This is a genomic window from Mycobacterium sp. NGS57 (genome assembly GCF_059812405.1).
Genome location: NZ_JCALCP010000001.1, coordinates 521,099 through 547,285 on the forward strand (window position 1 = coordinate 521,099; position 26,187 = coordinate 547,285).

The following is a 26,187-nucleotide window of genomic DNA, read 5'->3' on the forward strand; positions in this document are numbered from 1 at the left end:
CCATGAAGGTGTTGTTGACGGGCGCGCTGGGCAACATCGGCCTGCCCACGCTGGAGGCATTGCTCGCCGAGGGGCACGACGTCGTCGCCTTCGACATCGAATCCCGCCGGGCACACAAGCTGGCGTCGGGTGTGCGGGGGGCGGTGCGCTTCGTGTGGGGCGACATCACCGACGCCGAATCGGTTCGCCTCGCCCTGGACGGCGTCGACGCGGTGATCCATCTGGCCGCCATCATCCCGCCGTACTCCGAGCAGCGGCCCGAGCTGGCCCGGCGGATCAACCTCGACGCGACGCGCGGGCTGATCGCGCAGATGGAGGCGTCGCCCACCGCCAACCGGCTGGTCTTCGCGTCGTCGCAAGGGATCTTCGGCGACGTCCAGGATCGCCACCCGCCCCTGCGCGCCGACAGCCCGGTGTCTCCGACCGACGAGTACGGGCGCCAGAAAGTGGCTTGCGAGCAGGCGATCCGGCAGTCGCGGCTGCGGTGGAGCATCCTGCGCCTGGCGGCCGTGACGCCCATTCACCTGCAGGCGCAGGACCCCAGCATCATGTTCGAGTTCAGCCCCGACGCGCGGTTCGAGTTTTTGCATCCCACCGACGCCGGGACGGCGTTCGCCCGCGCGGTGGGCTGCGCGGAGGCGGTCGGGCAGACGCTGTTCATCGCCGGCGGCCCGGACTGCCGGATGACCTACTACGACTTCGTCAACGCCCTGATGACGACGATCGGGATCGGCCCGATCCCGGCCGACGCCTTCGTGCGCCAAGAGCCGCCCCGCTTCTTCGGCGATTGGGTGGACACCGAGGACAGCCAGCGCCTGCTGGGCTACCAGAAACGCGGGCTCGCCGAGCAATTGGCGGACATGAAAAAAGACTTCGGGATGCTGGTGCCGCTGATCCGGGTGGTGCGCCCGCTCGCGACGTGGTTCGTGATCCGCAGCTCGAAATATTTCCAGCAGAACCGGCGAGCCGGCTGAGCGGCCTACTGCACGGTCCGGTTGCGCAGCTTGTCCATCACGCCGCGTACCGCGTTCTCGGTGACCGCCAGCGGCGACATCACCGTCTCGCCCATCTTCAGCATGGTGTCCACCCGCTTGACGATGGTCTCCAGCGGCTCGACCAGCACGACGAGCCGCCGGGCAAGGTCGTCCAGGCTGGACAGCGTCCCGTCGAGGTGGTCGAGGCCGCTCTCCATGCGTTCCACGGTGGCGTTGAGATTGGACAGCGAGCTGTTCAGCTCGGTCATCGTCCGGCTGAGCCCGTCGAGCACGTCTTCGACCTGCTCGACGGTCTTGTCGGCGTTCAGGGCGGCCTGGGTGAGGGTCTTGATCCGGCTTCGCTCGGGCCCGCCGCGCACGGTTCGATCTGCCATGAGGGTAATTATGCGCGCCGCGCGGTCAGTGCGGGAGCTTGGACGCGGCGGCTTCGTCAAGCAGCCAGCGGGTGGTTTCCTGTCCGACGGCACCGGCGGCCGGCACCGACGCCGGGGCCGCGCCATTGATGGCGGCGGCCGCCGCGTCGGCCTTGCCCGCCCCGGACACCATCAGCCACACCTCGCGGGAGCGGCGAATCGCGGGAATGGTCAACGTGATTCGCTGTGGCGGCGGCTTGGGGGAGTCGTCGACGGACACGACCATGCGGCTCGTCTCGAGCACGGCGAGGGTGTCCGGGAAAAGCGAGTTGATGTGGCCCTCGGGCCCCATGCCCAACAGGTGGACATCGAAATTCGGCACCGCTTGGCCGTCGTCGGCGTTGGCGGCCAGCAACTGCTCGTACGCCAGCGCCGCGGCGGGCAGGTCCGCGCCGAACTCGCCGTCGCTGGCCGGCATCGGGTGCACCTGGCTGCCAGGGATGTCGACACGGTCCAGCAGGGCCTCGCGCGCCTGCTTGTCGTTGCGCTCGTCGTCGTCCTCGGGGACGTAGCGTTCGTCACCCCAGAACAGGTGCACATTGGACCAGTCGACGGGCTGGCCGGCCAGGTAGCGCAGCAGCCCGATGCCGGTGCCGCCGCCGGTGAGCACGATCAGCGCCCGTCCCCGCGCCGCCACGGCGGATCGGATGGTCGCGACCAGGCGGGTGCCCGCTGCCTCGACCAGGGCGTCGCTATCCGGGAAAACTTCGACGATCGGGCTCATACGTACTCCACCTTTTCGATGCCTTCGAGCGCTGTCCGGTAGATTTCGTCGGCGTCCAGCCGCCGCAGGTCCTCGGCCAGGCATTCACCGGTTTCCCTGCGCGCCAACGGAACCAGCGCGTCGGGTTTGGCGGTGCGGCTCAGCGTGGCCGTCCTGCCCTCCTGGGGCCGGCTGAGCGCGATGGTCTCGCTGTTGCGGGTCAGCTCCACTTTGAGGTCACCGACCGCCCGGCGCACCGGACCGTCGATGCGGCTGGCCAGCCAGCCGGCCAGGATGTCGAGGGCGGGCTCGGTCTTCAGCCCGGAAACCAGCGCCGACTCGATCGGTTCGTGCGGCGGCTGGTCGACGGCCGACGTCAGCAGCGCCCGCCAGTAGGTGATCCGCGACCAGCACAGGTCGGTGTCGCCGGCGGTGTATCCGGGCAGCCGGCTCTTGATCGCCGACAGCGGGTCGACGCCGTTGGTGGCGTCGGTGATGCGCCGGATTGCCAACCGCCCCAACGGATCCTGGGCGGGCTTGTCCGGGGCGATGTCGGGCCACCACGCCACGACGGGGATGTCGGGCAGCAGGAACGGGATGACCACGCTGGCGGCGTGGCCGGCCAGCGCCCCGGACAGGGTCAGGATCACCACCTCGCCGGCGCCGGAGTCACCGCCCGCGCGCAGCTGTGCGTCCAGGCGCGGCTCCTCGGCGTAGGGATTGCCGCGCATCGTGACGATGATCCGGCTGGGGTGCTCGTGGCTGGCGTCGTTGGCGGCCTTGAGCGATTCCTCCAGCACGGCCTCGCTGTCCGGCGCGATGAGCAGCGTCAGCACCCGCCCCATGGTGACGGCGCCGATCTTTTCGCGCAGCTCGTCGAGCTTCTTGTTGACCGCGTTGGTGGTGGTGCCGGGCAGGTCGACAATCACGGCCGCCGCCATTCCCGGCCGGTGCGGCGCAGCATTTCGAACGCCGAATCCGGGCCCCAGGTGCCCGCCTCGTACGGGTCGGGCTTGCCGTGCGCCGCCCAGTTTGCCAGGACGGGATCGAGGATCTCCCAGGCCAATTCGACCTCCTCGTTGACCGGGAACAGCGACGGCTCGCCGAGCAGGACGTCGAGGATGAGCGCCTCGTAGGCCTCCGGGGATTCTTCGGCGAACGCCGACCCGTAGGAGAAGTCCATGTTGACGTCGCGGACCTCCATCGCGGTGCCGGGCACCTTCGAGCCGAAGCGCAGCGTCGTGCCCTCGTCCGGCTGGATCCGGATGACCATGGCGTTGGCGCCCAGCTCGTCGGTCATGGTGGCGTCGAACGGCAGGTGCGGTGCGCGCTTGAACACCAGCGCGATCTCGGTCACCCTGCGGCCCAGCCGTTTTCCGGTGCGCAAGTAGAACGGCACCCCCGCCCACCGGCGGGTGTCGACCTCGAGCGTGATGGCCGCGAACGTCTCGGTGGTGGAGTCCTTGGCGAACCCCTCCTCGTCGAGCAGCCCGACGACCTTCTCGCCGCCCTGCCAGCCGCCGGTGTACTGCCCGCGACTGGTGGTCTCGTCGAGCGGTTCGGCCAATTGCGTCGCCGAGAGCACCTTGATCTTCTCGGTCTGCAGCGCGGCCGGGTTGAAGCTGACCGGTTCCTCCATCGCGGTCAGCGCCAGCAGCTGCATGAGGTGGTTCTGGATGACGTCGCGCGCGGCGCCGATGCCGTCGTAGTAGCCGGCCCGTCCGCCGAGCCCGATGTCCTCGGCCATGGTGATCTGCACGTGATCGACGTAGTGGGAGTTCCAGATCGGGTCGAACAGCTGGTTGGCGAATCGCAGGGCCAGGATGTTGCGTACCGTCTCCTTGCCCAGGTAGTGGTCGATCCGGAAGACCGCCTCCTCGGGGAAGACGGCGTTGACCGACTTGTTCAGCGCCTGAGCGCTTTCCAGGTCGTGGCCGAACGGTTTCTCGATGACGACGCGGCTCCAGCGGTCGCCCTGCGGGCGGGCCAGGCCGGACTTGTGCAGCTGCTCGCACACCACCGGGAAGGACTTGGGCGGGATCGCCAGGTAGAACGCGTGGTTGCCGCCGGTGCCGCGCTCGGCGTCCAGCTTCTCCAGCGTCTCGGCGAGCCGGGCGAACGCCTCGTCGTCGTCGAAAGCGCCAGGCACGAAACGGAAGCCCTCGGACAGCCGCTCCCAGTTCTCCTCCCGGAACGGGGTGCGGCAGTGGTCCTTGACCGCCTGGTAGACGACCGTGCGGAAATCCTGGGTCTGCCAGTCCCGGCGGGCGAAACCCACCAGGGAGAAGGTGGGGGGCAGTAGCCCGCGGTTGGCCAGGTCGTAGATGGCCGGCATCACCTTCTTGCGGGCCAGGTCGCCGGTGACCCCGAAGATCACCATCCCGCAGGGGCCGGCGATCCTGGGCAGCCGCTTGTCCTGCTTGTCCCGTAACGGGTTACGCCACTGCGCGGCAGCGCGGGCCGGGCTCATTTGGAGGCGGAGTCCAGCTGCTTCTGTGTCTCCCCCAGCAACTCGGTCCAGGACTCCACGAACTTGTCGACGCCCTCTTTCTCCAGCACCACGAAGACGTCGGTGAGCTCGACCCCGACCGCGGCCAGCTTGTCGAACACCCCTTGGGCGGCCTGCGCGGTGCCGGTGACCGTGTCACCCTTCAGGTCGCCGTGATCGGCGACCGCGTTAATCGTCTTCTCCGGCATGGTGTTCACCGTGTTCGGCGCGACCAGCTCGGTGACGTAGAGGGTATCGGGGTAGTCGGGGTTCTTGACGCCGGTGGAGGCCCACAGCGGGCGCTGCACCCGGGCACCGTCGGACTTGAGCGCCGAGTAGCGCTCACCGCCCTCGAAGACCTCCTGGTACGCGGCGTACGCCAGCCGGGCGTTGGCCACACCGGCCGTGCCGCGCAGCGCGAGCGCGTCGTCGGTGCCGATCTTCTCCAGCCGCTTGTCGACCTCGGTGTCCACCCGGGACACGAAAAACGATGCAACCGAATGGATCTTGGACAGGTCGTGCCCGGCCTCGCGGGCCTTCTCCAACCCGGCGAGGTAGGCGTCCATCACCTGGCGGTGGCGTTCCACCGAGAAGATCAGCGTGACGTTGACCGAAATCCCTTCCGCCAGAACGGCGGTGATGGCGGGAATGCCGGCCTTGGTCGCCGGGATCTTGATGAACAGGTTGGGCCGGTCGACGATCTTCCACAGCTCGACGGCCTGCGCGACGGTCTTGTCGGTGTCGCCGGCCAGCCGCGGGTCGACCTCGATCGACACCCGGCCGTCGACCCCGTCGGAGGCCTCCCATTCACGCGCCAGCACGTCGCACCCGTTGCGCACGTCGTCGGTGGTGACCGTGCGCACCGTGGCGTCGACGTCCGCGCCGCGCTCGGCCAGCTCGGCGATCTGGCCGTTGTAGGCGTCGCCCTCGGCGAACGCCTTCTGGAAGATCGACGGGTTAGTGGTCACGCCGACAACGCTTTTGGTGTCGATCAACTCCTGCAAGTTGCCCGACTGCAGCCGTTCCCGCGACAAGTCGTCCAGCCAAACGGACACGCCCGCGGCGCTCAGCGCCGCAAGGTTGGGGTTCTGACCGGCCATGTGAATCACCCTTTCTCAGTTGTCGACGACCTGCTCCGCGGCGGCGGCGACGGCCTCGGCGGTGAAGCCGAACTCGCGGAACAGCGTCTTGTAGTCGGCGGATTCGCCGTAGTGCTCGATCGACACGATCCTGCCGGTGTCGCCGACGAGCTTGTGCCAGGACTGCGCGACGCCCGCCTCGACGGCCACCCGCGCCGAGACCGACGGCGGCAGGACGCTGTCGCGGTATTCCTCGGACTGGGACTCGAACCACTCCACGCACGGCATCGACACCACCCGCGCGACAATGTCGCGGTCCGCCAACAACTTCTGCGCCTCGACAGCGAGCTGCACCTCGGAGCCGGTGCCGATCAGCACCACGTCAGGCTCGTCCCCGCCGTCGTCACCCAGTATGTAGCCGCCCTTTTGGACGCCCTCGAAGTCGGTGCCCTCCAGCACCGGCAGGCCCTGGCGGCTCAGGATCAGCCCGACCGGCCCGCTGCCGTTGCCGCGCGCGAGGATCGTGCGCCAGGCATAGGCCGTCTCGTTGGCGTCGGCCGGGCGCACCACCGACAGTTTCGGAATGGCGCGCAGCGCGGCGAGGTGCTCGATGGGCTGGTGGGTCGGGCCGTCCTCGCCCAGCCCGATGGAGTCGTGGGTCCACACGTAGATGGTGTCGATGTCCATCAGCGACGCCAGCCGCACCGCGGGACGCATGTAGTCGGAGAATTGCAGGAAGGTGCCGCCGTAGGCGCGGGTCGGGCCGTGCAGCACGATGCCGGACAGGATGGCGCCCATCGCGTGCTCGCGCACCCCGAAGTGCAGCGTGCGCCCGTACCAGTGCGCGGTGTAGTCCTTCGTCGAAATCGACGGCGGGCCAAAGGAATCCACCTCGTCCATGGTGGTGTTGTTGCTGCCCGCCAGGTCGGCCGAACCGCCCCACAGCTCGGGCAGCTTCGGCCCCACCGCCGAGAGCACCTTGCCGGACGCCGCGCGGGTGGCCAGCTCCTTGGATCCCGGTTCCCAGCGCGGGATGTCGTCGTCCCAGCCGTCGGGCAGCTTTTCGGCGGTCAGCCGGTCCAGCAGCGCCTTGCGTTCGGGCTCGCGTTGGGCCCACGCGTCGAACTGCGGTTGCCACTTCTCGTGGGCTTCCTTGCCGCGATCGACCAGCTTGCGGGTGTGGGCGATGACGTCGTCGCGCACCTCGAAGTTCTTGTCGGGATCGAATCCCAGGACCTTCTTGACGGCGGCGACCTCGTCGTCGCCCAGGGCCGCACCGTGCGCCTTGCCGGTGTTCATCAGGTTGGGTGCCGGGTAGCCGATGATGGTGCGCAGCTCGATGAACGACGGCCGGTCGGTGACGGCCTGGGCTTTGGCGATCGCGTCGGTGATCGCGACGACGTTCTCGCCGCCCTCCACCCTCTGCACGTGCCAGCCGTAGGCCTCGTAGCGTGCGGCGGTGTCCTCGCACAGGGCGATGTTGGTGTCGTCCTCGATGGAGATCTGGTTGTGGTCGTAGAAGACGATGAGGTTGCCCAGCTGCTGCACGGCCGCCAGCGACGACGCCTCCGACGTCACACCTTCCTCGATGTCGCCATCGGAGGCGATCACATAGATGTAATGGTCGAACGGGCTGGTCCCCGGCTCGGCGTCCGGGTCGAACAGGCCCCGCTCGTAGCGCGACGCCATCGCCATCCCGACGGCCGACGCCAGCCCCTGGCCCAGCGGGCCGGTGGTGATCTCGACGCCCTTGGTGTGCCGGAACTCCGGGTGTCCGGGCGTCTTGGACCCCCAGGTGCGCAGCGACTCGATGTCGGAGAGCTCCAGGCCGAACCCGCCCAGATACAGCTGCAGGTACAGCGTCAGGCTGCTGTGCCCACACGACAGCACGAACCGGTCGCGGCCCAGCCAGTAGGTGTCGCTGGGGTCGTGGCGCATGACGCGCTGAAACAGCGTGTAGGCCAGGGGGGCCAGGCTCATCGCCGTCCCGGGATGGCCGTTGCCGACCTTTTGGACGGCGTCGGCGGCCAGCACCCGGATCGTGTCGACCGCAGCCGAATCGATCTCGGTCCAGTCGTCGGGCAGGTGCGGTTCGGTCAGCGTGGAGATCTCTTCGAGTGTGGTCACAACCTCGGTCCTTGGGTCATCAAGCTGATATTGCTCACCCTAATGCGGGAGCGCCGGCTCTTACAGCGCAGAGTCTCGGATACCCACGGCCGGCCGGTGTGAAAAATTACGCGGCGGCCGATCGGGCCCGGTGATCAGTCCGGGGATCCGGCATAAATCCGCGGAGGGGACCCTGAGGGCAGGCCACTGCCCCCACGCGGTCTACCATCGTGCGTAGTAGATGCTGCGCGCTGCTGCGACCCCGAGGAGTTATTGCGTGAGCGTTCGCGGGCGCGTCGCGCCCCCCAGCCCAGGACTGAGCACGCGGGTGCGCGGCACGCTCTTGGCGTACCTGGCGCTGACCAAGCCGCGGGTGATCGAACTGCTGCTGGTCACGGCGATACCCGCCATGCTGCTCGCCCATCGCGGCACGGTGAATCCGCTGCTGATCCTGGACACCCTGATCGGCGGGATGCTGGCCGCCGGGGGCGCCAACACGCTCAACTGCGTGGCCGACGCCGACATCGACAAGGTGATGAAGCGCACCGCGCGCAGGCCGCTGGCGCGGGCGGCGGTGCCGACGCGAAACGCATTCGTGTTGGGGCTGGTGCTCAGCGTGGGGTCGTTCTGCTGGCTCTGGTGGACGACCAACCTGCTGTCCGGGCTGCTGGCCGTCGCCACCATCTCGTTCTACGTGTTGATCTACACACTGGTGCTCAAGCGCCGCACGTCGCAGAACGTCGTGTGGGGCGGTGCGGCCGGCTGTATGCCGGTGATGATCGGCTGGTCGGCCATCACGGACACCATCGCCTGGCCGGCGCTGGTGATGTTCGCGATCATTTTCTTCTGGACGCCGCCGCACACCTGGGCTTTGGCGATGCGCTATAAGGACGACTACCGGGCGGCCGGCGTGCCGATGTTGCCCGTCGTGGCGACCGAGCGTCAGGTCACCAAACAGATCCTGATCTACACCTGGCTGACCGTGTTCGCGACGCTGGCGCTCGCGCTGGCCACCGGTTGGTTGTACGCGGCGGTCGCCCTGGTCGCCGGGGTGTGGTTTTTGGCGATGGCCCACCAGCTCTACGCCGGCGTGCGCGCCGGCGAGCCGGTCAAGCCGCTGCGGCTGTTCCTGCAGTCGAACAACTACCTGGCGGTGGTGTTCTGCGCGCTGGCGATCGACTCGGTCCTCGCCCTGCCGACGCTGCTCTGAGCCGCTAAGGCAGCAGCACGATCGAGCCCGCCGTCTTGCGGCCCTGCAAATCCTCATGCGCGCGGGCCGCCTCGGCCAGCGGGTAGCGCCCGCCCACCTCCACGGTGATGGCACCGCCCGTGATCGCCTCGAACAATTCTCGTGCCCGCCAACCGAACTCGTCGGCCGTGCGGACGAAGTGAGCCAGGCCGGGCCGAGTCAAAAACACCGAGCCGGCGGCGTTGAGGCGCTGCGGGTCGACGGGTGGAACCGGTCCGCTGGCGGCGCCGAACAGCGCCAGCGTGCCGCGGACGGCCAGGCTGGCCAGGCTGGCGTCGAAGGTCGTCGCCCCCACCCCGTCGTACACCACCGGCACCCCGTCGCCTCCGGTCAACGCGCGAATCTTGGCGCCGAACTCCGCCGCGTCGTCGGGATAGGGCAGCACCTCGTCGGCGCCGGCCCGCTTCGAGATCTGCGCCTTCTCCGGTGTCGAGACCGTCGTGATGACGCGGGCGCCCAGCAGTTTGGCCCACTGCGTCAAAATCAGTCCGACGCCGCCGGCGCCGGCATGCACCAGCACCGTGTCGCCGCTCTGCACCGGATAAAGCGATTTCAAAAGGTAATGCGAAGTCAAACCCTTAAGCAGCACCGAAGCCGCCACCTCGGACGTCACGTCATCTGGCACCCTTGCGGTCAAAGATGCTGGTGCCGTGGAGAATTCGGCATAGCTGCCGGACGCCATCGGGGTGACCACCCGATCGCCCGTACGCAGGCCGCCGACGCCCTCGCCGGTGTCGACGACGTCGCCGCACAGCTCCAGGCCGAGAATGAACGGCAACTCTCGTGGATATAGCCCGGAACGGTAATAGGTGTCAATGTAGTTGACGCCGATGGCCTCGGAGTTGATCAACACCTCGCCGGGGCCGGGCTCGGGCCGGGCCGTCTCCACGTAGCGCAGAACTTCGGGGCCGCCGATTTCGCTGACTTCGATTGCGTGCATGGAGATATCATGCCCGGGCATGAAGCTGGCGCGGCCGGACGTCTTCCATCCGCGCATCGTGCTGGCCGGTGAGCAGGGCGACGACGCCGGCCTGGTGGCGGCGCTGAGGCATCGCGGCCTGCACGCCCGCTGGTTGGCGTGGGGCGAGCCGCAGACCGGTCGCGCGGACCTGGTGATCCTGCGCGCGGCCCCCGCGGCCGGCGAGTTCGCGGCCTGGCGCAAACACGTGAAGCGCCTGCTGAACCCGCCCGACGCGGTCGCCTGGAATCTGGATGAGAAATACCTGCGCGACCTCGAGGGCGCCGGCGTGCCCACACTGCCCGGCGGGAAACCGGAGGCGGCGCTGATCTTTCTGGGCGGCAAGCAGTCGCATTCCTGGCCGGTGCGGCCGGAGTTCGAGTCGTGGGACCTCGGTTACGTCGCGATCGCGGCGGCGGCCGAGCGCGTCGGAATCACCCCGCGCGACTTGCTCTACGCGCGCGCCGACGTGACGGGGGACCGCCTCGTGGCGCTCGACCTCGTCGCGCCCTCGCTGGGCTGGCAGCACCTGGACGCCGCGGCCCGCGACTCGGCCCAGCGCGAGTTCGCGCTTGCCGTCGAATCAGCTTGCGAGCGGCTCGGGTTGGGCCCGCTCTCGCATCGACGCCCATAGCGCCGCGGTGGCCGCGGTGCACGCCGCCGCCCCGGCGACGTGCACGGCCACCAAGACCGCGGGCACCCCGGTGTAGTACTGCGCGGTGCCGACGGCGGCCTGCGCGCACACCAGGACGAGCAGTACGCCCAGCCGCAGCAGGACGGCCCGGCCCGCGCGCACCGCCAGCAACCCGAAGCCGAGCCCGACCAGCAGGGCCAGGTAGGAAACCAGCAGCGACGAATGCGCGTGCACCAGCGTGGTGATCTCGACCTTCAGCCGGGGCACCGTGCGGCTGGGGCTGCGGTCACCGGCGTGCGGGCCGGCGGCGGTGACCAGGGTTCCGGTCACCAGCACCGCGGCCAGGTTCAGCCCGGTCAGCGCCGTGAGCACGCGCAGCGGGCGGGCCACCCGCTCCCGAACCACGCCGCTATCGGGCTCGCCGACCTTGACGAAGAGCAGCACCGACAGCCACACCATCGCCATCGACGTCAGCAGGTGCACGGCCACCGTCCACCACAGCAGCCCGGTGCGCACCGTGACGCCGCCGATGACCGCCTGCACCACCGTCGACGCCGGCATCAACCACGCGTAGACGAGGACCTCGCGCCGCCGGCGCGCCCGGGTCACGGCCAGCACGGCCAGGGCCGCGGCGATGACCACGGCGAAGGTGACCATCCGGTTGCCGAACTCGACGGCCTGGTGGATCCGCGGCACCTCGGCGTGGGCCACCGGGACGAAGCTGCCCGGAAAGCACTGCGGCCAGGTGGGGCAGCCCAGCCCCGACGCGGTGACGCGCACGATCGCGCCGGTGACGGCGATGCCGCCCTGGGTGAGGATGACGAGCGCGGCGATCGCCTGCTGGGCGCGCGGGCTGGGCTCGGGAAGCAGATCGATTAGCCCCAGCAGCGTTCGTCGTAGCACCGCCCGATCGTAGCGACGACTACGTCATGTAGTAGAAGCGGCCGTTGACTCTGCGCTGAGGGCGCCTCGTACTCGAACTTTTACGCCCTGGACGCAGAGTCAATGAGCAAAGCACTCAGGTGAAGCGGAACCAGCGCAGCGCGGCCAGCGCGGCCAGCGCGCCCCACACCGCGAGGACGACGACGCCGAACCAGTCCACCGACAGCGTCATCGCTTGCGACAGCGCCTCGGTGAGCGCGCCCGACGGGGTCAGCCGGGCGGCCCACTTGACCGCGGTCGGGATCATCGAGGTTTCCAGGGTCAGCGCGCCGAGGCCGGCGAAGACGAACCACATCAGGTTGGCCACCGCGAGCACGATCTCGGCCCGCAGCGTCCCGCCGAGCAGCAGCCCGAGGGCGGTGAAGCCCGCGGTGCCCAGCGCGATCACCGCCGCGCCCAGCGCCAGCGCGGCGGGGGCGGGCCGCCAGCCCAACGCAAAACCGATGGCGCCCAACAGGATTGCCTGCAGGAACACCACCGTGACCACCGCCAGCGACTTGCCGGCGATGATCCCCCAGACCGGCAGCGGGGTGGCCCCGAGCCGCTTCAACGCCCCGTAGCGGCGGTCGAAGGCGACCGCGATCGCCTGCCCGGTGAAGGCGGTCGAGATGACGGCCAGGGCCATGATGACCGGCGTGAACACCGCCGCCCGATGCCGGCCGAATTCACCGAACGGCAACAGGGTCAGGCCGACCAGCATCGTGATCGGGATGAACATGGTCAGTAGCAGTTGCTCGCCGTTGCGCAGCAGCAGCCTGAGCTCCAGGCCGAACTGCGCCGCGAGCATCCGGGGCACCGCGCTGGGGCGCGGGTCGGGGGTGAAAGTCCCGGCGGGAAAAGGGGATTCGGTCATGGCCGCAACTTCCTGCCGGTCAGGTCGAGGAAGACGTCCTCGAGGCTTCGTTGCTCGACGCGCATGTCGGTGGCCAGCACGTCGATGCGCGCGCACCACGCCGTGACGGTCGCCAGCACCTGCGGGTCGACCGGGCCCTCGACCAGGTACTCGCCCGGCGTCACCTCGCTGGCTTTGTAGTCCTCCGGCAGGGCGGCGGTCAGCAGGGACAGGTCCAGGCGGGGCGGTGCGGTGAACCGCAGCTGGTCTTTGGCGCCCGAGCGCATCAGCTCCGTCGGCGTGCCGGAGGCCACCGTCGCCCCGTTGTCGATGATGACGATCCGGTCGGCGAGCTCCTCGGCTTCCTTGAGCTGGTGGGTGGTCAGCAGCACCGTCACGCCGTCGCGGCGCAGCGCGTCGATCAGTTCCCACACCAGCAGCCGGGCGTGGGCGTCCATGCCGGCGGTGGGTTCGTCGAGGAACACCAGTTCGGGCCGTCCGACCAGCGCACACGCCAGTGCCAGGCGTTGCTGCTGCCCGCCGGAGAGCCGCCGGTAGGTGGTGCGCGCGGCGTCGGTCAGCCCCAGGGTGTCCAGCAGCCACGCCGGGTCCAGCGGGTCGGCGGCGTAGGCGGCCACCAGGTCGAGCATCTCGCCCGCGCGCGCCGCGGGGTAGCCGCCGCCACCCTGCAGCATCACCCCGATGCGCGCCCGCAACCGCGCGTTGTCGGCGATCGGGTCCAGGCCGAGCACCTCGATCGTGCCGGCGTCGGGACGCACGAAGCCCTCGCACATCTCGACCGTCGTGGTCTTGCCCGCGCCGTTGGGTCCGAGCAGGGCCAGCACCTCGGCGGCGTGCACGTCCAGATCGAGTTCGGAGACGGCGGTGGTCGACCCGTAGCGCTTGCTCACCCCGCGCAGCCGGACGACCGCTTCGGGGACGTGGGGGGCCGAGGTCACGTGGAGTCAGCGTAGGCGTCGGGCGCGGGCTCGGAAGCGCGGGTGGCCCCGCCCTCGGGCACGCTGCCGGCAACCGCGGGCCGGTCCGGCTCGCGCTGCCCGTTGGGCGGCCTGCGCCAGGGCAGGCGGGTGTAGGTCACGGCGATCAGCGCCAGCACGATGATGCTGCTGGCCAGAGTGGCGTCGACGATCTGGAACAGCGCGAAGCGGTCGCCGTTGGCCGTCGGGCCGAAGATCCCGACGATCAGGGTGATCAGGATCGCCGCCACCCGGAATCCGGTGCGGGTCGCCCAGGCCGCCAGCGGGATGATCGCCCACAGCAAATACCACGGCTGCACGACGGGAAACAGCAGCACGGTGACGCCCAGCGCGACGCCCAGGCCGCCGATCGGGTGCAGGCGGCCGCGGAAGACGGCGAACAGCAGCCAGGCCACCATGATCGTGATGATCAGTACGCCGATGCCACGCGTGAGCCCCAGCACCGCCGTGGTGTGGTCGCCCAGCCCCAGCAGGATTCCGACCTGCCCGGTGCCCAGGGCCAGCAACGTGGGCGGGGACATCCAGCTGCGCACCACGTTGGCGGTGCCCAGGGTGTAGATCCAGCCGAATCCCAGCCCGCTGGCCCAGCCGACGAGCGCCATCACCGCCAGCGACAAGGCGGTCATCGCGCCGCCCGCGAGGAACAGCGCCCGCAGGCTGCCCCCGCAGCGGTAGGCCAGCGCCACCGTGACGAACCCCAGCGCCAGCAGCGACGGCAACTTCACCTGCGACGACAGGGTGATCAGGACGGCGCCCGCGAGCAGCATCCCCAGCGGTCGCCAGTCCGGGCCGGGCCGCCACGACGTGGGCAGCAGTTGCGTCGAGTCGATACCGCGCAGCGCGAACTCGGCGCCGGCCAGCATCAGCCCGAGCATCAGCGCCTCGTTGTGAACGCCGGCGACCAGATGCATGATCAGCAGCGGATTGGCCGCGCCCAGCCACAGCGCGCTGACCTCGGCGACGCCGCAGCGGCGGGCCAGCCGCGGGGTGGCCCACACGATCAGGCCCACCCCGATCAGCACCACGATCCGGTGGCAGAGCACGGCGGCGACGATGTTCTCCCCGGTCAGCGCCGAGATCCCGCGCCCGATCCACAGGAACAGCGGGCCGTAGGGCGCCGGCGTCTCCCGCCACAGCGTGGGAACGGACAGCGTGAACACGTGCGACAGCCCCAGCCCGGACGCCGGGCCGACCCGGTAGGGGTCGAGGCCCTCCAGCGAGATCTGGCTCTGCGCCAAATAGGAGTAGACGTCCTTGCTGTACATCGGCGGCGCGATCAGCAGCGGGAGGACCCACAACAGCAGGGTGCGGTCGAGGTCGCCGCGCGACATGCGCCGGTTGCCCAGCGCGAACCGGCCGAGCATCAGCCAGGCCAGCGCCATCATGACCGCCCCGGTCGTCGTCATCGTCAGCGACACGGTCTGAATGCGCGAAGGCAGGTTGAGCAGCCGAACCCCGAAGGTGGGGTCCTGCACGACGGGCCGGGCGCCCGCGCCCAGCGCGCCGATTGCCATCACGAAGGTTCCGGCCGCGCCGAACAGCCGGGTGCGCTGCAGCGCGGTCAGCTCGGTATCGTTCAGCGGCGAGCCCACCGCTTGCTCGTCGCCGTGCAGGCTGGCGATCGACGAGCTGAGCGTGTGGTGGCGGGCAGCCATCAGAGCAGACTAGCCGTCCGGCAATGTGACCAGCGCAACGCCGGGACAGGGCACCCTTGCTAGACCGATCCGCGGAATTGCGTCACACTGGTGTTGTGAAAATCCGAACCAGCCTGGATGACGCCGCGCCCGTCGCGGCCGTGTCAGTGCAGGACGGCCACACGCGGCGCGCCATCGTGCGTCTGCTGCTGGAATCCGGATCGATCACCGCCGTCGAGATCGGTGAGCGGCTCGGCCTGGCACCCGCCGGCGTGCGGCGCCACCTGGAGGCGCTGATCGAGGCGGGCGACGCCGAGTCGGCGCCGGCCGCGGCCTGGCAGCAGGTGGGGCGCGGGCGTCCCGCCAAGCGCTTCCGGCTGACGGCGGCCGGCCGCGCCAAGCTCGACCACGCCTACGACGACCTGGCCGCGGCGGCCATGCGCCAGCTGCGGGAAATCGGTGGCGAGGACGCCGTCCGCACGTTCGCCCGGCGGCGCATCGACGCGATCCTGGACGGTGTCCAGGCCGCCGACGGTCCCGACGACGACGCCGTCGAGGCGGCCGCCGAGCGGGTGGCCGGGGCGCTGACCGAGGCCGGCTACGTGGCCACCACCGCCCGCGTCGGCGGGCCCATCCACGGGGTGCAGATCTGCCAGCACCACTGCCCGGTGTCGCACGTCGCCGAGGAGTTTCCCGAGTTGTGTGAAGCCGAGCAGCAGGCCATGGCCGAGGTGCTCGGAACCCACGTGCAGCGGTTGGCGACCATCGTCAACGGCGACTGCGCCTGCACCACGCATGTGCCGCTCACCACCGAAGCCGATCCGGCAGTTCGACGCACAGCCCGCGTCGAACCCACCACGAGCAAGCAAGGAGCGCCGTTATGACCCTCAGCCCAGAGGCCACCAAGGCCGCTGTCGCCGCGGAGCCGATGACCCAGGAAGAGGCGATCGCCTCGCTGGGACGGTACGAGTACGGCTGGGCCGACTCCGACATCGCGGGTGCCAGCGCGCAGCGCGGGCTCTCCGAAGCGGTCGTGCGTGACATCTCGGCGAAAAAGAGCGAGCCGGAGTGGATGCTGGAAGCCCGGCTGAAGGCACTGCGGACCTTCGTCAAGAAGCCGATGCCGACGTGGGGTTCCGACCTCAGCGGCATCGACTTCGACAACATCAAGTACTTCGTGCGGTCCACCGAGCAGCAGGCGCAGAGCTGGGAGGACCTCCCCGAGGACATTCGCAATACCTACGACCGCCTGGGCATCCCGGAAGCCGAGAAGAATCGCTACGTCGCCGGCGTGGCGGCCCAGTACGAGTGCCTGGCCGGCGACACCCTTGTGTGGACGGCCAACCGCGGTCAGATCCCGATCAAAGATGTTCAGTTCGGCGATCGGGTGTTTTCGTACGACGAAGACGCCGAGCGCTTTGTGGTTGCGCCGGTCAAGGCGTCGGCGCAGACCGACACCCGGCTCACTTACGCAGTGCAGACGACGCGCCGCAGCATCCGCGCGACCGACAATCACCCGATGCTGGTGCTGCGCGACGAGCGCAAGCCAGGTCGCCAGCGCCGCCGGTACGCGCGCCGCTGGGTGACTGTCGGCGAGATCACGCCGGGCGATTTCATTGCCGTGCCACGGCAGGTGCCCGAATTTGGTGCCAGCGTGGATCTTCCGAGCATTGCCGGGTTCAAATCACCGGCAACGAGCTCCGTCGACCTGATGTGGCTGTTGGGCCTGTACATCGGCGACGGCAACCTGCACCTCTCGACGAGGACGTATCGCGTTCAATTCGCAATCCCGGCAATGGATGCCGAGCTTCGTGCCGAGCTGGCACGCGTCGTCGGTGATTTGTTCGGGCTCCGTTGTGTCGAGGCCGACGAATACCGCGTCGTGGTGAACTCCAAGGCGCTGACCGAATTGATTGTCGAACTCGGCTTCGGCGGCCTGTCGCTGACGAAGCGGGTGCCCGACTGGGTCTACGGCCTGCCCGTCGATCAGCGGCTCGCGTTCCTCGGCGGCTGGGTCGACGCTGACGGCTATGTAGGCCCCGACAAGAGCGGTTCGATCTTGTTGACCTGCGCCAATGAGCCGCTCATCGGTCAAGCGCGCGAATTGGCGCAGCTCTCCGGATTGCGGACCGGCGGCCCGTGGTCGTTCACCCAGCCATACCGCCACGCGCCCGAGCGCACGCAGATCGCTTGGCGGCTCGGCATTTCCGGCGACTTCGAGCGCCTCGGCTGCCGGAACCCCAAGCGCACGGATCGCTTCGGGCGTCGCCGTTACATGCATTCGTCCAGCAGCGCGAACGGGACGACGATCCGGGCGCACTGTAACGATTGGCTCGGCTTCGAGCGCGTCAAGTCGATCGAGCCGTACGAGGTCGAACCGGTATACGACATCGAGGTCGACGGGCCGCACAATTTTGTCGCTGAAGGTCTCGTCGTGCACAACTCCGAGGTCGTTTACCACAAGATCCGGGAAGACCTTGAAGCACAAGGGGTTATCTTCGTCGACACCGACACCGGTCTGCGGCAGTACGAGGACATCTTCAAGCAGTACTTCGCCACGGTGATCCCGGCCGGGGACAACAAGTTCTCCGCGTTGAACACCGCCGTGTGGAGCGGTGGGTCGTTCATCTATGTGCCACCCGGTGTGCACGTCGACATCCCGCTGCAGGCCTACTTCCGGATCAACACCGAGAACATGGGCCAGTTCGAGCGGACGTTGATCATCGTCGACGAGGGCGCCTACGTCCACTACGTGGAAGGCTGCACCGCGCCGGTGTACTCGTCGGCCTCGTTGCACTCGGCGGTGGTGGAGATCATCGTCAAGCCGGGTGGACGCTGCCGCTACACCACGATCCAGAACTGGTCCAACAACGTCTACAACCTGGTCACCAAGCGGGCCCGCGCCGAGGCCGGCGCCACCATGGAGTGGGTCGACGGCAACATCGGGTCGAAGGTGACCATGAAGTACCCGGCGGTCTGGATGACGGGCGAACACGCCAAGGGCGAGGTGCTCTCGGTGGCATTCGCCGGCGAGGACCAGCACCAGGATGCGGGCGCCAAGATGCTGCACCTGGCGCCGAACACCTCCAGCAACATCGTGTCCAAGTCCGTGGCCCGCGGCGGCGGTCGCACGTCCTACCGCGGCCTGGTGCAGGTGAACAAGGGTGCCCACGGGTCGCGCTCCAGCGTGAAATGCGATGCGCTCCTGGTCGATACGATCAGCCGCAGCGACACCTACCCCTACGTCGACATCCGCGAGGACGACGTCACGATGGGCCACGAGGCCACCGTGTCGAAGGTCAGCGAGAACCAGCTGTTTTACCTGATGAGCCGCGGGCTGACGGAGGAAGAGGCCATGGCCATGGTGGTGCGCGGCTTCGTCGAGCCGATCGCCAAAGAGCTGCCCATGGAGTACGCCCTGGAGCTCAACCGGCTGATCGAGCTGCAGATGGAAGGCGCGGTCGGCTAGTGACGAATCTGACCGAAGCGGTTGAGGGTTCGGGCCTGACCGCACTCAACAAGGGGGAGCTGTTCTCCTCCTTTGATGTTGACGCATTCGAGGTCCCGCACGGCCGCGACGAGATCTGGCGATTCACCCCACTACGCCGGTTGCGCGGGCTGCACGACGGTTCCGCGATCGCCACCGGCAAGGTGCAGATCGACGTCAGCGAGCACCCCGGTGTACGGACCGAGACCGTGCGGCGCGGTGACGAGCGGCTCGGCCAGGGTGGTGTTCCCGCCGATCGGGTTGCCGCCCAGGCGTTTTCGTCGTTCAATGTCGCGACGGTGGTCACCGTGGGGCGGGATGCGCGGGTCGACGAGCCGATCAACATCACCGTCGACGGCCCCGGCGCAGGCGCGACCGCCTATGGGCACCTGCAGATCCGCGTCGAGGAGCTCGGCGAGGCGGTCGTGGTGATCGACCAGCGCGGCAGCGGAACGTACGCCGACAACGTCGAATTCGTCGTCGACGACGCCGCCCGGCTCACCGTGGTGTGGCTCGCCGACTGGGCCGACGACGCCGTGCACGTCAGCATGCACCACGCCAAGCTCGGCAAGGATGCGGTGCTGCGCCACGTCGCCGTCACGCTCGGCGGCGAGCTGGTGCGCATGACCGCCACTGTGCGCTTCTCCGGCCCCGGCGGTGACGCCGAGCTGCTGGGGCTGTACTTCGCCGACGACGGCCAGCACCTCGAGTCGCGCCTGCTCGTCGACCACGCGCAGCCGAACTGCAAGTCCAACGCGCTCTATAAGGGTGCGCTGCAAGGAGATCCGGAGTCGCAGCGCCCGGATGCCCACACCGTCTGGGTGGGTGACGTGCTGATCCGCGCCGAAGCGACCGGTACCGACACCTTCGAGGTGAATCGCAACCTGGTCCTCACCGACGGGGCGCGTGCGGACTCGGTGCCCAACTTGGAGATCGAGACCGGCGAGATCGCCGGCGCCGGACATGCCAGCGCCACCGGGCGTTTCGACGACGAGCAACTGTTCTACCTGCGCTCGCGTGGGATCCCGGAAGACCAGGCCCGGCGGCTGGTGATCCGCGGCTTCTTCGGCGAGATCATCTCCAAGATCGCGGTGCCCGACGTCCGCGAACGCCTCACCGCAGCCATCGAACACGAACTGGCCATTACCGAATCGAGAGCAGCTTCATGACGACTTTGGAAATCAAAGACCTGCACGTCAGCGTCGACAACCCCAACGCCGCTGAGGGAGAGCGAGAGATTCCCATCCTCAACGGCGTCGACCTGACCGTGAAATCCGGTGAGACGCACGCGCTGATGGGCCCCAACGGCTCCGGCAAGTCCACGCTGTCCTATGCCGTTGCCGGACATCCGAAGTACCGGGTGACCTCGGGTTCCATCACCCTGGACGGCGAGGACGTGCTGGCGATGAGCACCGACGAGCGCGCCCGGGCGGGCATCTTTTTGGCCATGCAGTACCCCGTCGAGGTGCCCGGGGTTTCGGTGTCGAACTTCTTGCGTTCGGCGGCGACCGCCGTGCGGGGGGAGGCCCCGAAGCTGCGGCACTGGGTCAAAGAGTTCAAGGGGGCGATGACATCGCTCGAGATCGATCCCGCGTTCGCCGAGCGCAACGTCAACGAGGGATTCTCCGGCGGCGAGAAGAAGCGCCACGAGATCCTGCAGCTGGAGTTGCTCAAGCCCAAGATCGCCATCCTGGACGAAACCGACTCCGGGCTGGATGTCGATGCGCTGCGGGTGGTCAGCGACGGAGTGAACCGCTACGCCGAAGCCGAGCACGCCGGGATCCTGCTGATCACGCACTACACCCGCATCCTGCGCTACATCCACCCGGAATACGTACACGTATTCGTCGGTGGCCGCATCGCAGAATCCGGCGGCCCGGAACTGGCCGACGAACTCGAGCAGAACGGTTACGTCCGCTTTTCCCAAGCGGCCGCCGCGGGGGCGTAAACGTGACCCGCTCGGTGACCCCGCTGGACGTCGCGGCGATCCGCGCCGACTTCCCCATTCTCAAGCGCGTGATGCGCGGCGGAAAGCAGCTGGCTTACCTGGATTCCGGCGCGACGTCGCAGCGTCCGCTGCAGGTGCTCGACGCCGAACGCGAGTTCCTGGTCACGTCCAACGGCGGGGTACACCGCGGCGCGCACCAGCTGATGGAAGAGGCCACCGACGCCTACGAGCAGGGCCGTGCCGACATCGCGTCATTCGTGGGTGCGCTCGCCGACGAGCTCGTCTTCACCAAGAACGCCACCGAAGCTCTCAACCTGGTGTCATATGTGCTGGGCGACAGCCGATTCGAGCGCGGCGTCGGTCCTGGCGACGTGATCGTCGTCACCGAGCTCGAGCACCACGCCAACCTGGTTCCGTGGCAGGAGCTGGCCCGGCGCACCGGGGCAGGGCTGCGCTGGTACGGCGTCACGGACGACGGGCGCATCGACCTGGACTCGCTGCGGCTCGACGAGCGCGTCAAAGTCGTCGCGTTCAGCCATCATTCCAACGTCACCGGCGCGCTGGCCCCGGTGGGCGAGCTGGTCTCGCGGGCCAGGGCCGTGGGCGCGCTGACCGTGCTGGACGCCTGCCAGTCGGTGCCGCACCGGTCGGTCGACTTCCGCGCGCTCGACGTCGACTTCGCCGCGTTCTCCGGGCATAAGATGCTGGGCCCCAACGGGATCGGTGTTCTCTACGGCCGCGCCGAACTGCTATCGGCGCTGCCACCGTTCCTCACCGGCGGCTCGATGATCGAGAACGTGACCATGGAAGCGTCCACCTATGCGGCGCCACCGCAGCGCTTCGAGGCGGGCACCCCGATGACCTCTCAGGTAGTCGGGTTGGCCGCGGCGGCCCGATACCTCGACGACCTCGGCATGGACGCGGTGGAAGCCCACGAACGCGAGTTGGTCTCGGCGACCATCGAGGGCCTGTCGGGCATCGACGGCGTGCGCATCATCGGGCCCGCCTCGACGGAAAACCGTGGTTCCCCGGTGGCGTTCGTGGTCGACGGCGTGCACGCGCACGACGTCGGGCAGGTGCTCGACGACGAGGGCGTCGCGGTGCGCGTCGGCCACCACTGCGCGTTGCCGCTGCACCGCAGGTTCGGGCTGGCGGCCACGGCGCGGGCGTCGTTCGCGGCTTACAACACCCTCGACGAGGTCGACCGCCTGGTGGCCGGCGTGCGCCGCGCCCTGGATTTCTTTGGGAGAGAATGACCTTGCGCCTAGAGCAGATCTACCAGGACGTGATCCTCGATCACTACAAGCACCCACAGCACCGCGGGTTGCGGGAACCGTTCGGCGCAGAGGTGTTTCACGTCAACCCGGTCTGCGGTGACGAAATCACGCTGCGGGTCACACTGTCCGACGACGGTGCGCGCGTCGTTGACGTCTCCTACGACGGGCAGGGCTGTTCGATCAGCCAGGCGGCCACCTCGGTGCTCACCGAACAGGTGATCGGACACAGCGTGCCCGAGGCGCTCGACACCATCGCCGCGTTCATCGAAATGGTGTCGTCGCGGGGAACTGTCGCGGGCGACGAGGACGTCCTGGGAGACGGAGTCGCGTTCGCCGGAGTGGCCAAATACCCGGCGCGGGTGAAGTGCGCCCTGCTGGGATGGATGGCATGCAAGGATGCGCTGGTTCGGGCCGGCGCGACTGAACACGTACTGGCCCATGCCAGTAGAGCCCTCGAGGAGGTCAGGGATGAGCGAAACCACCGCACCGCATGACGAGTTGCTAGCCGATGTGGAGGAGGCGATGCATGACGTCGTCGACCCCGAATTGGGCATCAACGTCATGGATCTCGGCCTGGTGTACGGCTTGGAGGTCAGCCACGGCGAGATGGGCCCGGTGGCTTTGATCAACATGACGCTGACGTCGCCGGCTTGTCCGCTGCAAGACGTGATCGCCGACCAGTCACACAGCGCGTTGGTCGGCGCCGGTCTGGTCGACGACATGCAGATCACCTGGGTGTGGGACCCGCCGTGGGGCCCGGACAAGATCACCGACGACGGGCGCGAGCAGCTGCGCGCTTTGGGCTTCACCGTCTGAACTCGCGCGCTGGAAGCTTCCGGCCACGTCCTTAGTGGTGGTGGAACGGAATGTGGATGGGCAGGTGGGGCAGGTGCAGATGCGGGTGCGGGCGCCCCATCGGCGGGCACGCCTGCAGGGCGATCGTCACCGCTTGCAGCGCGCCGCCGCTGTTCGTTCCCTGGGCCCCCATGCATGTGCCGTTCCCGATCGCGTCAGAGCTCGAGGGTGTCTGCTTGTTGTAGGTGGTCGAGTCGGCGACAGTCACATTGGTGGGCGCCGGTTGCGGGCCGAGGCCGCTGACGGCGATGGTGTTACCCGAAACCGAGGTGACCATCCCGTAGAAACCGGCCGGCGGCGGACACTTCCCGTCGATGGCGGGCGTGACCGTCACGGCTTGCGCAGTGATCGCGGCAGGGGGAGGAGCGCTCTGCGGAGCGGCGCGCACGTTGATGCAACTGCCTTCAGTGATGTCGGCCAGCTTGGCGGGGGTCTGCTCGACGACCCTGGTCTGCGGGGTGAAGTCCACCGTGGCCGATCCCGTGCGCGTCCGGAGCTGGATCGTGCCGCCCGAAACCGACTGGACCAGGCCCTCGACGTAGTCCTTGGGGATGGGCGGCGGTGGCGGGGGAGCCGGCGGGGGCGGCCCGCCCGGTGCGGCGCTCGACGGGACCGCCGTCACCGCCGGCTTGCCGTCGTTGCTGTTGTTGGTCGCGCCGTCCGAGTGGCACATGGCGACGCTCAGCGCGAGGGCGGCGATGACGGCGACCAGCGCGATTTGGGCCAGGCGGGGCTTGACCGTCAAGGCAGGCATCGACGCGCTCCGATCGTGAATCACCGGTTTTGACGCCGGGTACCCGCTCGGAGCCGGATTTCACGAACCGGTAGCGCGGATCACCCGCCCTGGCCGTGCGTCCCCTTGCTCGGGCACTTGCCGTCCTGGGCCGCGCGCAGCTTGATGGTCGTCGCCTGCAGCGTGCCGCCGTTGTCCAGGGTGCCGCGCGCCGAGACGCACTTGCCCTGCGCGATCGCGTCGGGCGTCGCGGTGACGGTCTTGGAGTACGTCGTCTTGTCGTCCACGGTCACCGGCGTCTGGGTGGTGTTGCCGCGGTCGTCGGTGCCCGCGACAGTGACGGTGTTGCCCGTCACCGAGGCGACCGAGCCGCGGATCGGCTTCGGTTTCGCGGGCGGCGGCGTCGCGGTGCCCGAAGGAGGCGGCGGCGTGCTCGAGCCCGGCTGGTTCTCCTTGGGCTTCGGGCAGGTGCCGTTGACCGAGGGGCTGACCCGCACGGAGGCCGCGGTCACCGACTGCCCGCCCTGGGCCTCCTGCGTGGGCCGCACGGTGACGCAGCTGCCGTTCGTAACGTCACTCAGCGTCGCCGGTGCGATCTCGGTGATCTGGGTCGTGGCGGTGAAGTTGACGGTGGCGTTGGAGTTGTCCTCCTTGGTCACCTGGATCGAGTTGCCCGCCACCGACGCGATCAGCCCTTTGACCTGTGCTTCGCCCTGGGCGGGCGCCTGCGAGGTGGCCGTCGAGGTCACCGTCGACGTGGAGGTGGACGTCGACGTCTGGCCTGACTGATTCGACGAGCCGCACGCGGCGACGGACAGCGCGGTGGCGCCGGTGACGGCGAGGATGGCGAACCGGGTGAGACGGGGCGCGGGACAGGTGGCGGGCATCTAGTTTCCCCAATCGTGAGTTGGACCACGAAAAGATGTACCCGATTCAGCTGTGTCTGAGCTGTGCGTCAGAACGCGTCTTCGGAAATGCGCATGAGGTCACCGTCGAGAGACTCGATGACCCGGCGCTGCGCGGTGAGCCGGGGGAGCATGTTCCTGGCGAAGAAGGCCGCCGTCGCGATCTTGCCCCGATAGAACGGTTCGTCGGTTCCGGCGGCCGCACTCGCCAGCGCCGCGTGGGCGACGCCGGCCTGCACCAGCAACCGCCAGCCGATCAGCAGGTCGCCGACCGCGAGCAGGTAGCGCACCGAACCCAGCCCCACCTTGTAGATCTCCGTCGGGTGCTGCGCGGCCGACATCAGGTATCCGGTCAGCGCGCCCGTCATCGCCGTGACGGCGTCGAGCGCGGTCTGCACCAGGTCGGCCTGTGGTTGCAGCGCCTCGTCGCAGGCGTCGATGGTCTCGCTGATCTGCGCGGTCAGGAACTGCAGCGCCTTGCCCCGGTCGCGAACGATCTTGCGGAAGAAGAAATCCAGCGCCTGGATGGCGGTGGTCCCCTCGTAGAGCGAGTCGATCTTGGAATCGCGGATGTACTGCTCGATTGGATAGTCGACCAGGAATCCCGAACCCCCCAGCGTCTGTAGCGACTCGGTCAGGACCTCGTAGGCGCGCTCCGAGCTCACGCCTTTGACGATCGGCAGCAGCAGGTCGTCGATGCGATGCGCCATGTCGGCATCGGCACCCGAAACCCGTTGCGCCACATCGGGATCCTGGTGGGCGGCGGCATACATGTAAAGCGCGCGCAGCCCCTCGGCGTACGCCTTCTGCGTCATCAGGCTGCGGCGCACGTCGGGGTGGTGAATGATCGTGACCCGCGGCGCGGTCTTGTCGGCCATCTGGGTGAGGTCGGCTCCCTGCACCCGCTCCCTGGCGAAGGCCAGCGCGTTCAGGTAGCCGGTGGACAGCGTGCCGGCGGCCTTCACGCCGATCGTCATGCGCGCCTGCTCGATCACGGTGAACATCTGCGCGATCCCGTTGTGCACGTCGCCGACCAGGTAGCCCACGGCCGGGGTGTCGCCGTCGCCGAACGTCAGCTCGCATGTCGGGGAGGACTTGATGCCCATCTTGTGCTCCAGCCCGGTGGCGAAAACCCCGTTGCGGGAACCGAGTTCGAACGTCTCGGGATCGAACAGGTACTTGGGCACATAGAACAGGCTCAGCCCCTTGGTGCCCGGGCCGGCGCCCTCCGGCCGGGCCAGCACCAGGTGGAAGATGTTCTCGGCCGTGTCGCCCACGTCGCCGCCGGAGATAAACCGCTTGACACCCTCGATGTGCCACGTGCCGTCGGGTTGCGCGACGGCCTTGGCGCGCCCGGCCCCGACGTCGGATCCCGCGTCGGGCTCGGTGAGCACCATGGTGGCCTGCCAGCCGCGCTCCACACCCATTGCCGCCCAACGCCTTTGCTGCTCGGTGCCCTCTTCGTACAGCGCCTGCGCCATGAACGGGCCGAAGTTGAAGAAATTCGCCGACGGGTTGGCGCAGAGGATCAACTCGTTGACCGCCCAGGCCAGCGGGGGCGGCGCGGGCATGCCGCCGATCTCCTCGGCCATGCCCAGCCGCCACCACCCGGCCTCCTTGATCGCGCGCACCGTCGCCGCCAATTCCGCTGGGACGCTGAGCGTGTGCCCAGCCGGGTCGAAGACGGGCGGGTTGCGGTCGGCGGCGGCGAACGATTCGGCGACCGGGCCCTCGGCCAGGCGGGCGGCTTCGGCCAGGATCGTGCGGACGGTGTCCTCGTCGAGGTCGCCGTAGCGCCCGGCGCCCAGGACGGCGCCCACGTCGAGCACCTCGAACAGGTTGAACTCGAGATCCCGGACGTTAGCGATGTAGTGGCCCAACGCAATTCCCTCCGCCCCGACTGCTCAGCGCTCAGTCTGTCGGACGAGGGAAAACGTACGCAACCGTAGGT

The 26,187-nt window shown here is 68.7% G+C and carries 24 protein-coding genes; 10 read left to right on the top strand and 14 right to left on the bottom strand.

Features of this window, described 5'->3' with window-relative positions; translation table 11 throughout:
• The first annotated feature begins 2 nt into the window (after window positions 1–2).
• Entirely contained in the window at window positions 3–974 is a 972-nt protein-coding gene (locus AC5Y43_RS02660; RefSeq protein ID WP_499969017.1) for an NAD-dependent epimerase/dehydratase family protein, read from the top strand.
• 5 nt (window positions 975–979) lie between these two features.
• On the opposite strand, the gene AC5Y43_RS02665 is transcribed toward AC5Y43_RS02660, so the two are convergent.
• From AC5Y43_RS02665 to tkt, 6 genes are read right to left on the bottom strand one after another with little or no spacing between them, the layout of a single operon-like run.
• On the bottom strand, window positions 980–1,378 hold the full coding sequence (locus tag AC5Y43_RS02665; RefSeq protein ID WP_499969395.1) for an ATPase: 399 nt from the start codon (window positions 1,376–1,378) through the stop codon (window positions 980–982).
• A 16-nt stretch (window positions 1,379–1,394) separates the two neighbouring features.
• A complete protein-coding gene (gene pgl, locus AC5Y43_RS02670; RefSeq protein ID WP_499969022.1) occupies window positions 1,395–2,132 on the bottom strand; it encodes a 6-phosphogluconolactonase in 738 nt (245 codons plus the stop codon).
• Window positions 2,129–3,040, bottom strand: coding sequence for a glucose-6-phosphate dehydrogenase assembly protein OpcA (gene opcA, locus AC5Y43_RS02675; RefSeq protein WP_499969024.1), 912 nt, complete (start codon window positions 3,038–3,040; stop codon window positions 2,129–2,131). The genes pgl and opcA overlap by 4 nt, the downstream gene beginning before the upstream one ends.
• On the bottom strand, window positions 3,037–4,581 hold the full coding sequence (gene zwf / locus AC5Y43_RS02680; RefSeq protein WP_499969026.1) for a glucose-6-phosphate dehydrogenase: 1,545 nt from the start codon (window positions 4,579–4,581) through the stop codon (window positions 3,037–3,039). The genes opcA and zwf overlap by 4 nt, the downstream gene beginning before the upstream one ends.
• Window positions 4,578–5,699 (bottom strand): transaldolase, encoded by a 1,122-nt coding sequence (gene tal / locus AC5Y43_RS02685; protein WP_499969028.1) that lies wholly within the window; start codon window positions 5,697–5,699, stop codon window positions 4,578–4,580. The genes zwf and tal overlap by 4 nt, the downstream gene beginning before the upstream one ends.
• A gap of 15 nt (window positions 5,700–5,714) precedes the next feature.
• A complete protein-coding gene (tkt, locus tag AC5Y43_RS02690; RefSeq protein WP_499969030.1) occupies window positions 5,715–7,805 on the bottom strand; it encodes a transketolase in 2,091 nt (696 codons plus the stop codon).
• Between the two features lie 256 nt (window positions 7,806–8,061).
• On the opposite strand from tkt, the gene AC5Y43_RS02695 reads away from it, so the two are divergent.
• The gene (locus tag AC5Y43_RS02695; protein ID WP_499969032.1) at window positions 8,062–8,994 is read left to right on the top strand and encodes a heme o synthase; all 933 of its coding nucleotides are present in this window, start codon (window positions 8,062–8,064) and stop codon (window positions 8,992–8,994) included.
• 4 nt (window positions 8,995–8,998) lie between these two features.
• On the opposite strand, the gene AC5Y43_RS02700 is transcribed toward AC5Y43_RS02695, so the two are convergent.
• Window positions 8,999–9,973, bottom strand: coding sequence for a quinone oxidoreductase family protein (locus AC5Y43_RS02700; RefSeq protein WP_499969034.1), 975 nt, complete (start codon window positions 9,971–9,973; stop codon window positions 8,999–9,001).
• 19 nt (window positions 9,974–9,992) lie between these two features.
• Between AC5Y43_RS02700 and AC5Y43_RS02705 the strand changes: the two genes are divergently transcribed.
• Complete coding sequence (locus AC5Y43_RS02705) at window positions 9,993–10,625, top strand: DcsG N-terminal domain-containing protein (RefSeq protein ID WP_499969036.1); 633 nt, start codon at window positions 9,993–9,995, stop codon at window positions 10,623–10,625.
• On the opposite strand, the gene AC5Y43_RS02710 is transcribed toward AC5Y43_RS02705, so the two are convergent.
• The 4 genes from AC5Y43_RS02710 to mptB form a co-directional block, all read right to left on the bottom strand.
• Window positions 10,575–11,501, bottom strand: coding sequence for a COX15/CtaA family protein (locus tag AC5Y43_RS02710; protein ID WP_499969397.1), 927 nt, complete (start codon window positions 11,499–11,501; stop codon window positions 10,575–10,577). The genes AC5Y43_RS02705 and AC5Y43_RS02710 overlap by 51 nt on opposite strands.
• 142 nt (window positions 11,502–11,643) lie before the next feature.
• Window positions 11,644–12,420, bottom strand: a complete 777-nt coding sequence (locus AC5Y43_RS02715) for an ABC transporter permease (RefSeq protein WP_499969038.1) — start codon at window positions 12,418–12,420, stop codon at window positions 11,644–11,646.
• Window positions 12,417–13,358 carry an ABC transporter ATP-binding protein gene (locus AC5Y43_RS02720; protein WP_499969040.1) on the bottom strand — a complete coding sequence of 314 codons (942 nt, stop codon included), beginning with the start codon at window positions 13,356–13,358 and terminating at the stop codon, window positions 12,417–12,419. Before AC5Y43_RS02720 ends, AC5Y43_RS02715 begins: the two co-directional genes overlap by 4 nt.
• Window positions 13,355–15,052 (bottom strand): polyprenol phosphomannose-dependent alpha 1,6 mannosyltransferase MptB, encoded by a 1,698-nt coding sequence (mptB, locus tag AC5Y43_RS02725; RefSeq protein ID WP_499969042.1) that lies wholly within the window; start codon window positions 15,050–15,052, stop codon window positions 13,355–13,357. The genes AC5Y43_RS02720 and mptB overlap by 4 nt, the downstream gene beginning before the upstream one ends.
• Window positions 15,053–15,108: 56 nt before the next feature.
• Between mptB and AC5Y43_RS02730 the strand changes: the two genes are divergently transcribed.
• The 7 genes from AC5Y43_RS02730 to AC5Y43_RS02760 are packed head-to-tail and all read left to right on the top strand — an operon-like array spanning window position 15,109 to window position 22,559.
• On the top strand, window positions 15,109–15,915 hold the full coding sequence (locus AC5Y43_RS02730; RefSeq protein WP_499969044.1) for a helix-turn-helix transcriptional regulator: 807 nt from the start codon (window positions 15,109–15,111) through the stop codon (window positions 15,913–15,915).
• A complete protein-coding gene (sufB, locus tag AC5Y43_RS02735) occupies window positions 15,912–18,500 on the top strand; it encodes a Fe-S cluster assembly protein SufB (protein WP_499969046.1) in 2,589 nt (862 codons plus the stop codon). Before AC5Y43_RS02730 ends, sufB begins: the two co-directional genes overlap by 4 nt.
• On the top strand, window positions 18,500–19,687 hold the full coding sequence (gene sufD / locus AC5Y43_RS02740; protein WP_499969048.1) for a Fe-S cluster assembly protein SufD: 1,188 nt from the start codon (window positions 18,500–18,502) through the stop codon (window positions 19,685–19,687). The genes sufB and sufD overlap by 1 nt, the downstream gene beginning before the upstream one ends.
• Window positions 19,684–20,466: a Fe-S cluster assembly ATPase SufC gene (gene sufC, locus AC5Y43_RS02745; RefSeq protein WP_499969050.1), complete on the top strand. Its 783-nt coding sequence runs from the start codon at window positions 19,684–19,686 to the stop codon at window positions 20,464–20,466. The genes sufD and sufC overlap by 4 nt, the downstream gene beginning before the upstream one ends.
• Window positions 20,467–20,468: 2 nt before the next feature.
• Entirely contained in the window at window positions 20,469–21,722 is a 1,254-nt protein-coding gene (locus AC5Y43_RS02750; protein WP_499969052.1) for a cysteine desulfurase, read from the top strand.
• Window positions 21,719–22,237, top strand: a complete 519-nt coding sequence (sufU, locus tag AC5Y43_RS02755; protein WP_499969054.1) for a Fe-S cluster assembly sulfur transfer protein SufU — start codon at window positions 21,719–21,721, stop codon at window positions 22,235–22,237. Before AC5Y43_RS02750 ends, sufU begins: the two co-directional genes overlap by 4 nt.
• Window positions 22,212–22,559: a metal-sulfur cluster assembly factor gene (locus AC5Y43_RS02760; RefSeq protein ID WP_499969056.1), complete on the top strand. Its 348-nt coding sequence runs from the start codon at window positions 22,212–22,214 to the stop codon at window positions 22,557–22,559. The genes sufU and AC5Y43_RS02760 overlap by 26 nt, the downstream gene beginning before the upstream one ends.
• A 31-nt stretch (window positions 22,560–22,590) precedes the next feature.
• Here AC5Y43_RS02760 and AC5Y43_RS02765 read toward each other — a convergent pair whose 3' ends face one another.
• From AC5Y43_RS02765 to AC5Y43_RS02775, 3 genes are all read right to left on the bottom strand, one after another.
• Window positions 22,591–23,352, bottom strand: a complete 762-nt coding sequence (locus AC5Y43_RS02765) for a DUF5666 domain-containing protein (RefSeq protein ID WP_499969058.1) — start codon at window positions 23,350–23,352, stop codon at window positions 22,591–22,593.
• Window positions 23,353–23,432: 80 nt separating this feature from the next.
• The gene (locus AC5Y43_RS02770) at window positions 23,433–24,218 is read right to left on the bottom strand and encodes a DUF5666 domain-containing protein (RefSeq protein WP_499969060.1); all 786 of its coding nucleotides are present in this window, start codon (window positions 24,216–24,218) and stop codon (window positions 23,433–23,435) included.
• 68 nt (window positions 24,219–24,286) lie between these two features.
• Complete coding sequence (locus tag AC5Y43_RS02775) at window positions 24,287–26,116, bottom strand: acyl-CoA dehydrogenase (protein WP_499969062.1); 1,830 nt, start codon at window positions 26,114–26,116, stop codon at window positions 24,287–24,289.
• Between the last annotated feature and the right edge of the window lie 71 nt (window positions 26,117–26,187).